This window comes from Sphaerisporangium aureirubrum (genome assembly GCF_042658925.1).
GTDB classification, from domain to species: Bacteria; Actinomycetota; Actinomycetes; order Streptosporangiales; family Streptosporangiaceae; genus Sphaerisporangium; species Sphaerisporangium aureirubrum.
Genome location: NZ_JBHSRF010000016.1, coordinates 121,961 through 133,131, shown reverse-complemented (window position 1 = coordinate 133,131; position 11,171 = coordinate 121,961). Strand labels below are relative to the sequence as shown.

General features: G+C 74.1%; 10 protein-coding genes. 4 read left to right on the top strand and 6 right to left on the bottom strand.

From position 1 onward, the window contains the following. Window positions 1-198 precede the first annotated feature (198 nt). Genes ACFP1K_RS14655 through ACFP1K_RS14645 form a run of 3 tightly spaced genes read left to right on the top strand, consistent with a single transcriptional unit; the run spans window position 199 to window position 3,085 of the window. Window positions 199-1,188 carry a sulfotransferase gene (locus tag ACFP1K_RS14655; protein ID WP_380752332.1) on the top strand — a complete coding sequence of 330 codons (990 nt, stop codon included), beginning with the start codon at window positions 199-201 and terminating at the stop codon, window positions 1,186-1,188. Then, entirely contained in the window at window positions 1,185-2,183 is a 999-nt protein-coding gene (locus ACFP1K_RS14650) for a glycosyltransferase (protein ID WP_380752329.1), read from the top strand. Before ACFP1K_RS14655 ends, ACFP1K_RS14650 begins: the two co-directional genes overlap by 4 nt. After that, on the top strand, window positions 2,183-3,085 hold the full coding sequence (locus ACFP1K_RS14645; RefSeq protein ID WP_380752326.1) for a WecB/TagA/CpsF family glycosyltransferase: 903 nt from the start codon (window positions 2,183-2,185) through the stop codon (window positions 3,083-3,085). The genes ACFP1K_RS14650 and ACFP1K_RS14645 overlap by 1 nt, the downstream gene beginning before the upstream one ends. Here the strand turns inward: ACFP1K_RS14645 and ACFP1K_RS14640 are convergent. From ACFP1K_RS14640 to ACFP1K_RS14615, 6 genes are all read right to left on the bottom strand, one after another. After that, window positions 2,989-3,891 (bottom strand): sulfotransferase, encoded by a 903-nt coding sequence (locus ACFP1K_RS14640; RefSeq protein ID WP_380752323.1) that lies wholly within the window; start codon window positions 3,889-3,891, stop codon window positions 2,989-2,991. The two genes, ACFP1K_RS14645 and ACFP1K_RS14640, sit on opposite strands and share 97 nt — an antisense overlap. After that, on the bottom strand, window positions 3,888-5,351 hold the full coding sequence (locus ACFP1K_RS14635) for a lipopolysaccharide biosynthesis protein (RefSeq protein WP_380752320.1): 1,464 nt from the start codon (window positions 5,349-5,351) through the stop codon (window positions 3,888-3,890). The genes ACFP1K_RS14640 and ACFP1K_RS14635 overlap by 4 nt, the downstream gene beginning before the upstream one ends. Further along, window positions 5,339-6,202 carry a sulfotransferase gene (locus tag ACFP1K_RS14630; RefSeq protein WP_380752317.1) on the bottom strand — a complete coding sequence of 288 codons (864 nt, stop codon included), beginning with the start codon at window positions 6,200-6,202 and terminating at the stop codon, window positions 5,339-5,341. The genes ACFP1K_RS14635 and ACFP1K_RS14630 overlap by 13 nt, the downstream gene beginning before the upstream one ends. 85 nt (window positions 6,203-6,287) lie before the next feature. Then, window positions 6,288-7,199, bottom strand: coding sequence for a hypothetical protein (locus tag ACFP1K_RS14625; RefSeq protein WP_380752314.1), 912 nt, complete (start codon window positions 7,197-7,199; stop codon window positions 6,288-6,290). Further along, complete coding sequence (locus ACFP1K_RS14620; protein WP_380752311.1) at window positions 7,196-8,467, bottom strand: hypothetical protein; 1,272 nt, start codon at window positions 8,465-8,467, stop codon at window positions 7,196-7,198. The genes ACFP1K_RS14625 and ACFP1K_RS14620 overlap by 4 nt, the downstream gene beginning before the upstream one ends. Before the next feature lie 128 nt (window positions 8,468-8,595). Beyond that, a complete protein-coding gene (locus ACFP1K_RS14615; protein WP_380752308.1) occupies window positions 8,596-9,792 on the bottom strand; it encodes a hypothetical protein in 1,197 nt (398 codons plus the stop codon). Window positions 9,793-10,151: 359 nt separating this feature from the next. On the opposite strand from ACFP1K_RS14615, the gene ACFP1K_RS14610 reads away from it, so the two are divergent. Beyond that, entirely contained in the window at window positions 10,152-11,168 is a 1,017-nt protein-coding gene (locus tag ACFP1K_RS14610; RefSeq protein WP_380752305.1) for a glycoside hydrolase family 26 protein, read from the top strand. Window positions 11,169-11,171: the final 3 nt, after the last annotated feature.

Here is an 11,171-nt window from a genome sequence, read left to right as displayed (position 1 = left end):
GCCAGCTGGTGTCGGTGACCGGCCCGGCGCTGACCGATGGTGGGGGTGGAGGGGGCTGATTCTGGGTTGCAGGGGCTGCTGGCCAGTGTGACGCGCTTGGGAAGATAGATCCTTTACTGTTCGGGCACCTGGTGATTACTCTCCGCGCTATCGTCGACACGTTTCGTGTTCGTCGGTGGCTGGGGGAGAGTCGGGGCAGTGGGCGTTCGGGTGATCTTCATCGGTGGGCTGGGGCGTAGTGGGACGACCCTGTTGGAGCGGCTGCTGGGGGAGGTTCCCGGGGTCGCGCCGCTCGGGGAGGTCGTGCATCTCTGGGAGCGGGGGGTGATCGGGCGGGAGCCCTGCGGGTGTGGGGAGTCGTTCACCGCCTGTGCGTTCTGGCGCACGGTGGGGAGGCGGGCCTTCGGGGGGTGGTCGCCGGGGCTGGCCGATCGGGTGCTGACCTTGCGGCGGCGGGTTGATCGCACGCGGCGCATTCCGGGGCTGGCGGCGCGGCGGCGGCATCCGGGGCTGAGCGGGTACACCCGGGCGTACTCCAGGGTGTACGAGGCGGCGGCGCAGGTGTCGGCGCGGCCGGTGGTGGTCGACTCCAGCAAGCACGCCTCGCTGGCCTTCTGCCTGCGCACCTCGCCGGTGGTCGATCTCAGCGTGGTGCACGTGGTGCGCGATCCGCGGGCGGTCGCCCACTCGTGGCGGCGGTACGTGCCGCGGCCCGAGGACGGCGCGCCGATGACGCGGTGGCGGCCGTGGCGCACGGCCGTCCACTGGGTCGTGGAGAACCTCGCGTTCGAGCTGCTGGCGTTGCGGAACGGCGCCGTGGTGCGTGTGCGGTACGAAGACCTGCTGGCCGACCCTCCCGCGGTGCTGGTCCCGCTGCTGGTCCATCTTGGGTTGCCCGCGGGTCCCAGGGGCGGGTTGTCGGTGTTCGGGGCCGGGAGCGGGGTCGCCGAGTTGTCGGTGGCGCACACCTGCTCGGGCAATCCCATGCGCTTCACCGCCGGGCCGCTGGAGCTGCGGCGGGACGACACCTGGTGCGACCGGCTGCCCCGCCATCACCGCTGGCTCGTCACCGCGCTCACCTGGCCCCTGATGATCCGGTACGGCTACCGTCCCGGCGACCCGCGCAGCCCCGGGGCCGTGACCCCGCCCTGGGCGCCGCCGGGCGTGCCCGCGTCGGGCTGCCGATGAGCCCCACCGTCGGCGTGGTCGTCCCCACCCGGGGGGACCGGCCGCGCATGCTGCGCGAGGCGGTGCGCGGCGTGCTGACCCAGCGCCACCCGGGGCTCCGCGTCGTGGTCGTGGTGGACGGCGGCGACGTGGCGGCGGTCGCGGGGCAACTCGCGGGGGTCGGCGCCGAGGTCATCGGCCGGTGCGGTCCCGGCTCGCCAGGGGCGGGGAACGCCGAGGTCGCTGTGGTGGCCAATCGGTATAGTCCCGGTTCGCCGGGGGCGGGGGACGCTGAGGTCGTGGTGGTGGCCAATCGGTGTAGTCCTGGGTTGCCGGGGGCGCGGAACACCGGGATCGGGGAGTTGGAGACCGAGCTCGTGGCGTTCTGCGACGACGATGACGTGTGGCTGCCGGGGAAGCTGGCGGCGCAGGTGGCGGCGCTCGCGGCGGAGCCGGGGGGTGAGTTCTGCGGGTGTGCCATCGAGGTCGAGTACGCGGGGCGGCGGGCGGTGCGGCTGGCGGGGGCCGGGCGGGTGACGCGGGGGGACCTCACGCGGTCGCGCATGGTGATGGTGCACTCCTCGACGTTCCTGTTCCGGCGCGGGGTGGTGTGGCCGGACGAGAGCGCCCCGGCGGGACAGAACGAGGACTGGGACCTGGCGCTGCGGGCGGCGGGGCGGCGCCCGCTGGTGTACGTCGACCGGCCGCTGGTGCGGGTGCGGTGGGGGGCGTCCGCGTACGTGACGCGGTGGGCGGAACGCATCGCGGGGCTGGAGTGGATGCTCGCCCGGCATCCCTACCTGGCGCACGACCCGCGCGGGGCTGCACGGATCTACGGGCAACTCGCCTTTCTGCACGCGGCGCTCGGGCACCGCCGCCGGGCCGGGCGCTGGGCGCTGCGGGCCTTCACCACACGCCGGGGGGAGCCACGGGTGCCGATCGCGGTCGCGGTCGCGCTCGGCGTGCCCGCTCGTCTGGTCCTCCATCGGCTGCACACCTGGGGGTACGGGATCTGATGTCGTTCAGGACACTCATCGGCAGGCGGCGCGACCCTCGCGACACCGAGAAACGAGTGCGGGTGGGCGGCGTGCTCGTGGACCGGCTCACCGAGCAGGAAGTGGTGGACCACGTCGTCGTCGCGTCGCTGCGCGGCGACGGCGGGCACGTCGTCACCCCCAACGTCGACATCTGCCGCACCTGCTCCCGCGACCCCGCCGTGCGGGCCATCGTCGCGGACGCCGAGATCGCGGTGCCGGACGGCATGCCGCTGGTGTGGGCGTCCCGGCTGCTCGGGGCGCCGGTGCCCGAGCGCATCACCGGCGCCGACCTCATCTGGTCGCTGTCGGAGGCCGCCGCGCGTGCCGAGCTGCCCATCTACCTCCTCGGCGGCCCACCCGGGGTGGCCTGCCGCGCCGCCGAGGTGCTGCGGGCCCGCTACGCCGGGCTCCGGATCGCCGGCGTCGCGGCCCCGCCGTTCGGCTTCGAAACCTCGGCCGAGGGCGTGCGCGACGTCCGCGAGGCGCTGGTGGCCGCCGCCCCCCGCCTGGTGTTCGTCGGCCTCGGCTTCCCCAAACAGGACCGCCTCATCGCCACGCTCCGCGCCGACCTCCCCGGCACCTGGTTCGTCGGCTGCGGCGCCGCCATCGGCTTCACCGCCGGCGCGGTGCGCCGCGCACCCGAGTGGATGCGCCGCGCCGGCCTGGAATGGCTGTTCCGCCTGGCCGGCGAGCCCGCCCGTCTGGCCCGCCGCTACCTCGTCGACGATCTGCCCTTCGCCTTACGGCTGCTCGCCGGGGCCCTGCTGGTGCGGCTGCGCCGCTCTCAGGTGGTGGTGAGCGCGCGCACCCTGGCGACGTCGGCCGTGGTGAGGCCGTGGGGGCGGGCGGTCGCGGCCTGGCGGGAGTTCATCGGCCGGTAGGCCGTGCGGGACAGGCCGGTCCAGGCGAACGGCGTGTGCGGGCCGCGGGCCGGGGTGGTGCAGGCGTGCACGACGCGGCGCTCGGCGCGGGCGGTCCAGGGGAGGCCACACCAGGCGTACAGGTCGCGGTAGCCCTCGACGGGGTCGGTGGCCAGGTCCTCGTAATGGACCACTCGTATGTTCGGGTGGAGCTCCGCCAGCTTGTGCGCGGTGGTGCGGGCCAGGGTCCACAGGGTCGCGGTGGTGGCCAGGTGGTCGGGGGAGCCGTTCAGGGGGCGGGCCGCCGCGAGGTGCGGGTGGTCGCGCAGGAGCAGGGGCTGGTCGAGCAGGTCAGCGAAACGTACTCGCCAGCCGAGCCGCCGCCAGCTCGCCACGAACGGCACCGCGTCGCGGACCAGCAGCACCACCCGGCAGCCGAGGCGCCCGGCGAACCAGCCCGCCGAGAACAGCGCGAACGGGTCGTCCAGCAGGGCCCTGCGTCCGCGCAGCCTGCCGAGGGTGAAGGCCGAGCCGTGTTTGACCAGGCGTGCCAGGTCGGCCGGGGTGTGGTTGCGGCGCAGCTCGGCGGCGAAGCGGTAGCGCAGGGCCATGGTGTCGGTGAAGGCGCGCCGCCACGGCTCCTCGTTGTCGGGGCAGATGTACTGGAAACGGTGGGTGACGGTCGCGTCCAGCACGCCGGGCGAGCGTCCGGGAGGCCGTTCCGGGTTGAGCGGCTCGTTGACGTACACCGCCGCGCCACCCGCCGTGAGCATCGCCCCGGCCCAGCTCGTACCGCTGCGCGGCAGCCCCGTCACCAGTACCGTCATCGGCCGTCCTTCCAGGGGTGCCGGACGAGTGCGCCCAGGGTGCGCGTCACACGCCGGCGGAGGGGGCGGGAGGTGCGCGGGGCGGTGGTGGTGCGCCGGACGAGGGTGCGCGGGGTGGCGGTCGTGCGGCGCACGAAGGGACGCGGGGCGTGCCTGCCGGTGGCGCGCAGCGCGGGCAAGGTGTGGCGGCCGAAGGGGCGCAGGTGGTAGACGCGGGAGAGGTGGATCAGGGGGAGGAGGTTCTTGGTGAGGACGCCGGTGGACCAGCCGAGGGCCGCGCCGAGTGCGCCGTGGGACGGGATCAGGACGAGGTCCACGGCCACCGTGACGGTGATGGCGATGAGGACGTTCGCCATGCTGGCCGTGGTGTGACCGGCGGCGATCAGCACGACGTCCACCATCCCGGCCGCCGTCGCCGCCGTCATCGTGGCGGACAGCACCAGCGCCACCGCGGTTCCGAGCCGGTACTCCTCGCCGAACAGGGACGTCAGCCACGGGGCGAGCGCCGCGTAGCCCAGCCAGATCGGCCAGGTGAGGACGACCAGCCATACCGTCGCGGTCTGGTAGAGCTCGCGGGCCCGGGGCAGGTCGCCGTCCGCCAGGGCTCGCACCAGGCCCGGTTGCACGGCCTGGGCCAGTCCTTGGCCGACGAGCTGGCCGGCCACCTTGAAGCGGGTCGCCGCCGTGTACACCGCCGCCTGCTCCGCCCCGGCCAGCACGGCGACGATGACGATGTCCAGCCGCTGGAACACCGCCTGCACGGCGCCGCCCACCGCCCGGGGAGCCGTGTACCGCCAGAACTCCCCGGCCACCGGCCGGGACCAGGCCGCCACGCGAGCGTGATGGCGCAGCCACAGGGCACCGAGGATCAGCACGGGCAGGTACGGAAGGGCCCACGCGGCGGCGAGGAGCCGGTCGGTCACCCCGGTCAGGGCCACCACCCCGACCAGGACGAGCTGGCCGCCCGGCTGGAGCACCCCGCCGAGCAGCACGGTCGGCCGCATCGTGCCGAACCCCCGGGTGGCGGCGACCAGGACGTCCGCGCAGGTGATGACGGGCAGGGCCACGGCGAGCACCCGGAGCGTCGCGGGGGCGGACGGCGAGCCGGGCAGCAGGAGGTGGCCGATCCCGTCCGCGCACCCGTACACGACCACCGCCACGGTGGCCGACAGCGCGAGCACGGGAGCCAGCGCCACCGTCAAGTACCCGTCCAGGCGGGCACCGGGGCCGTCCGAGCGGGCCAGGAAGTAGATCAGGCCGTTGCCGGTGTCCAGGCGCAGGACGGTGGCGGTCATCAGGCACAGTGCCGTCGTGGTGAACAGGACGCCCGCCGCGTGCGGGTCCAGCCCCCGGGTGACCGCCACGACGAGGAGGAACTGCGCCCCGGCGCTCACGACGGCGGCCGTCACCCCGGCGGCGCCGCCTCGGACGATCCCGGTGGAGGTGTTCAGGGGCGCCATGACGGACGGGTGCCCAGCCACAGTTCCAGGCGGTGGTCCCACATGGCGAAGCGTTCGGTCAGGTCGGCGCGCAGGGACGCGGGCATGGCGGACGGGCGGGGGCGGGCGTTGTGGTGCTCAAAGACGGGGTCGCCGAGGCGGGGCAGGCCGAGGAACTCCAGCACCCGGTCGTACGCGGGCTCGGGGTCGGCGAAGAACCGGCCGCTGTCGAGGACCAGGATGCGGGCCCGGCCCACCAGGGCCTCGGCGCGCGCGAGCTGCTCGGTGTACCGGCCCCTGGCCAGGTAGGCGTGATGACGGTGGGCGTGGCTGGCGCCGTACGGGTGGGCGGCCAGCCATTCGGCGGCCCCGGCCAGCCGTTCCTCCTCCAGCGCGACGGCGCGCTCGAACGACGCCTCGGGCTCGAAGCCCCGCGCGTACTCGTGCGCGTGGGCCGAGTACGCGCGCTCGACCGGGTCGCGCACCAGCACGATGAGCTTGACGCCGGGCAGGTCGCGCGCGATCCGCGCCATCGCGTGCGGGTGGAACAGGTAGTACGGCGCGGACTCGAACGCGACCGGGCCGAGGCCGTACCGCCGCCGCAGACGGTGCGCGGTGGCGGTCAGCGGGAAGTGGGCGCGGTACCAGGCCGGACCCCGGTCGTAGGCCATGTCGAAGTAGTGCACGCCCTTGCGCAGCGTCGGCTTGAGCACCAGCGGGTGCCGGGCCAGTGCCCGGTACAGCGAGGTGGTGCCGCACCGCTGCGCCCCGGCGATCAGGAACGACGGCAGCACCCGGGCGCCCGCGGTCAGCCGCCCGGCCACCTGCGACACGGCGTGCGCGGATCGTTTCACGGCGAGCGGAGTCGTCACGGCGCCGCCTTGAGGAAGACGGCGGGTCGCTTCCCCGCGAACGCGATCACCGCGGGCACCGTTCCCGGGGCGGTGGTGGGTGTGGTCATCGCAGCACTTCCTGGTGGTCGACGACGGGGGTGAGCCACTCGGACGGGGGGCCGAGGGGGCGGTGGCCGTCCCGCTCGTACCGGTCGGCGAGGGTGATCAGGTAGTGGACGGCGGTCTCCCGGGCCGGGCCCGAGGACACCATGAACGGCTCCAGCGTGCGGCCCGCGTGGGCCAGGCACGCCTCGGCGGCGACCCGGGGGGGCATGCGGCGCAGGGCCCGCTGGAAGAAGTGGTGCAGGGCGTCGAAGCCCAGCGGCACGCCGGCGCCGAACCGCTCCCAGTCCCACACCAGCAGCCGCCCGTCGGGCCCGGCGGCCATGTTCCACGGCGCGAAGTCCCCGTGCCAGCAGTACGCCGGGCCGTCCACGGGAAGTCGGGCGATCTCCTCGACGGCCGCGGCCAGCAGGGCGGGCCGGACGCGGGCCCGGGCGACGGGCAGGGGCGTCACGGCCAGCACGTCCATGTCCCGCCAGAGGCCGTGGTACAGCACGGCCGGTGGCGCGACGACGCGCAGCGGGACGGCGGCGAGGGTCGTCAGGGTGGTGCTCTCGTGCCGCACCAATGCGCGGGTCAGCTCGTTGTGGCCGACCTTCACGAACGCCAGCACCTCGCCGCCGGGGCCGAGCGCCGCCAGCACGGGCTTGCGGTTGGCGCGCCGGGCCGGCCGGACGTACGTGACGACCCGGACGCGTCGCCCGAACACCTCACCGAGATGGCCCTCGATGGTGCCCGGCCCGTGCGGGAGCCGCCGCCGTCCCGGCAGCCACCGGGACCTCGGGACCAGGCGCCGGGGCACCAGCCGGGACGGCACGACGGCGTACGGCCTGCGGCCGGGCCCGGCCGACGCGGGGTACAGCAGGGCGGTGATCTCGTCCAGGTGGCGCAGGCGCGCCCGGAAATCGCTCATGGGTGTGCCTCTCGCGGAGCGTTGCGCCAGAGGATGGCGAAGGAGACCAGGTAGAGGGTCAGCGCGGTGATCAGGCCGTCGTAGATGAACATGTAGAGCAGCGCGAGCATCATCACGAGCGTTCCGGCCTGCCCGATCGGTGTGCGGTCGCGCCAGAAGCGGCGGATCGCGCCCGCGAAGAACGCGACGTACAGCAGCGCCCCGGCGAACCCCTGGGTGATCAGCAGCAGCCAGAACTGGCCGTCGCTGCCGAGCGGGGGATGGCCGCACTCACGGCACCAGCCGGTCTTGCCGGTGGTGATGGTGCGGTAGTTGCCGTAGGCGTTGCGGGTGTTGCCGTACCCGATGACCGGCGACCCGGCCGCCGCCGCGACGGTGGCGGCGACGGTGAACGCGCGGATCTGGTTGCTGTGCGGGCTGTCGAGCCGCTGGGCCACGATGGCGCCGAGCGGCCCGGCGAGCATCACCGCGACGGCGGCCAGCACCGCACCGGCGGCCAGGCGGGCCCGGGAGCCGGCCCTGGCCATCAGGTACGCGAGGGCGACGGCGAGGCCGATCCACAGTCCCCGGTTCAGCGAGTACACGACGGGGACGGCCGCCGCCGCGACGACCACGACGCACGACATGCGCCGCGCGGGGCCGCCGTACACCCACCAGCCGACCACGAACCAGATGAGCAGCACCGAGCAGTTGCCGCCCCAGGCGTTGGCCCACTCGAACGGCGCCTCCGGCCGGGGTGAGGCGTGCCCGAGGACGTGCTGCACCTGCGCGGCCGTCGGGTGGATCAGGTTGCGGACGAACGAGTTGCCGCTGATCCAGTCCGGAAGGAGTAGTTCCACCGGCGAGGTGAACTGGAAGCCCGGCGCGAGCACCCCGAGCAGCCCTCCGGCCACGGTGGTGACGAACAGGGCCCCCATCATGCGCACCAGCGACCGCTGCGGCAGCTCCCGCTCGGTCAGATTGGCCAGGTAAACCACCATGACGATCAGCGAGACGTACACCACGAGCCGCATGCCGTAACCGACCACCCGCCCGGTCCCGAGCTCCCCGTACGTCCCCGGCGGCGACTCCCCGAGCATGCTCGCGCTGATGAGATACCCCACCACCAGCAGCAGCCACAACCCCATCCCCTTCGGCACGACGACCGGCCGCCGCCGCACCAGGATCACCCCCATCGGCACCGCCACGACCACGACCGCCAGCCCCCCGACCCCCAGCGCCCACCACAGCGGATACCCCACCAGCAGCGCCCAGACCGGCCAAGCCACCCTCCCGCGTGCGACGGCCACCGAGGGGCGACGCACCCGCGTGCGGTACGGGAGAGGCCAGACCGGCGCCCGCTTCGCGCGCGAGGGGTGGGGGACGGTGGGCAAGGGGCGGGTGGGGAGGTCCTCGGTCATGGGTCGCTGCGGGGGAGTTCGGTGTGGGAGGGGAGGAGGATCACGCCGAGGGCGGCGGTGTCGGTGCGGCGGAGTTGGCGGACGGCGTGGGCCAACTGGGTGGCGCGGGCGGAGCGGCTCTCCACCAGGAGGAGGGCGGCGTCGGCGTGGGCGGAGCGGTCGGTGCGGACCCAGATGGGGGCCAGGCCGGTGAGGGCCACGCGGAGGTCGTCGGCGATCGGCTCGGGGTCGGTGCCGGGGGTCACGCTGCGCACCAGCAGCTCGCCGCCGTCGCGTAAGTGCCCGGCGACGGCCATGGCCAGCTCGCGCAGCTCGCGGGCGTTCTCGCCCTCGCACAGCACAGGGAGGCCGGTCAGGCGCTCCACGTCGGCGGCCGTGCGCAGCCGGGTGTCGTAGCGGTCGCGCACCAGCGCGATGCCGACGCCGGCCAGGAGGCCGAGGAAGAGCCCGCTGCCGAAGTACAGCGGAGGGCTGGGCGTGGCGGGCGCGACCGGGGGCCGGGCGTCGGTGATCACCATGCCGGGGGTGACGGCGATGGTCCTGAGCGCGTCGTACCTGGTGGTTAGGGTGAGGATCTGGCGGTTCAGGACGTTCTGCCGGTGCACCGCGATCGCGCGGTCCGCCGACCCGGCGGCCAGGCGGGGCAGGCCGCCGATGGTGGCCGACAACGCCGCGTTGGCCTCGCGCAGCTTGGCGGCGAGCACCTTGACCTGGGCGCCGAGGGCTTGGGTGGCGGCGGCGTCCCGCTGGGCGAGGTAGGCCTTGGCGAACGCCTGGGCGCCCGACGCGGCGCTCACAGGGTCCGCGGCGGTGAAGGCGACGGTCAGCACGGCGGAGTTGGGCGGCACGCTGACGGCGACCCGCTCGCGCAGCGCGGTGGGGTCGTCGCTCTTCAGCAGCCGGGCGGCCCGGGCGGCGACCACCGCCGAGCGGGCGACCTGCGCCTCGGTGTCCAGGTTGAGCGGCTCGCGCTGCCGGGGCGTGGTGGGGTTGGTCTGGTCCTGCACCCCGGTGGGGGAGACGAGCACCTCGGCGGTCGCGACGTACGACGGCGGAGTGGCCGCCAGGGCGAAGCCGCCGCCACAGAGCCCGGCGATCAGGCATCCGGCGACCGCCGCGCGCCGCCGCAGCAACATCGGCCCGAGTTCGGCCGCCTGGCGGGCGGCGGCCGGGGAGGGCGCCGGCTGGCTCATGGAATCGGCATGCCTCTCGGTGCGGGGGTCGTGCCGGCCCGCTCGGCGCGGGGGTGCTCGGGTGTTTCGGGGGCGGCAATTGATGGAGAGAACTATAGGCGCGCGGAGTGGCCGCGGGATCGGATATCGGGGTTTTAGCTGGAGCGCATACCGGCCCACCTAAGGTTAATATTCGGACATTTCCATAATTGCGTATGCCCAGCTCGTAGCGGGGATGCCGAGTTGCCACCGATTCGGCGCCGGTTAGTGGGATGGTGATTACCAGCCTTACGGTGAACGTTGCAAAAGGGGGTTTGGCCGCCTTGCGTAAAGTGACGGGAATATGGGTCTTCGGGGCAGGAATCATCGCCTCCTGCGGATTGCTCGCCTACACCGTGGCCGCGGTACGGCCCGACCGGGACGCCACCGCGGACCGGCCACCCATCTCCGCGGCGAACATCCCCGGCGGCGCCCCCGGCTGTGCCGCCACCGCCAAGCTCATCCCGAGCTGCGGCGCCTGGTGGGGCGTCGCGCCGGACGTCTTCGGCGGCCGTCCCCCCGCCGAGGCGCTCGCCACCGCCGAGGAGCGCATGGGCCGCAAGGCGGACATCGTGCACGTCTACCACCGGGGCGGCGAGCCGTTCCCCACCCCCGCCGAGCGGCGGCTGGCCCGCACCCGCCTGCTGCTGATCAACTGGAAGCCGTCACTGCGCCGCACCTGGGCCGAGATCGCCACCGGCGCGATCGACCGCCGCATCGACCGCCTGGCCGCCGACATCAACCGGGATCTCCCTCGCAGGTTCTTCCTCACCATCCACCACGAGCCCGAGAACGACGTCCGCCCCCGCCCCGGCTCCGGCATGACCGCCGACGACTACGCCGCCATGTACCGCCACGTCGTCCAGCGCCTGCGCTACCGCGGCGTCAAGAACGCCGTGACCGTCATGACCTACATGGGCGCCCCCAACTGGGCCACCAAGCCGTGGTTCGAACGCCTCTACCCCGGCGACGACGTCGTCGACTGGATCGGCCTGGACCCCTACGCCGACCGCCGCGTCGACGACTTCGCCGCCCTGGTCGACAAGATCCGCCCCGACCACGCCCCCTGGCCCGGTTTCTACCGCTGGACCCAGACCCGCTTCCCCGGCAAGCCCATCATGATCGCCGAATGGGGCGCCTTCGACCGCCCGGAGGACCCCGCCTTCAAGGCCACCTTCTACAACTCCGTCCGCCGCCAGATCCGCGGCTACCCCCAGATCAAGGCCCTCGTCTACTTCGACTCCCCGAACGCCCCCCGAGGCGACACCCGCTTCGACACCACCCCACCCACCGCCCACGCCTTCACCGAACTGGCCCGAGCCCCGTACTTCAGCTCAACCCCCGTCCCGGACCACTGACGG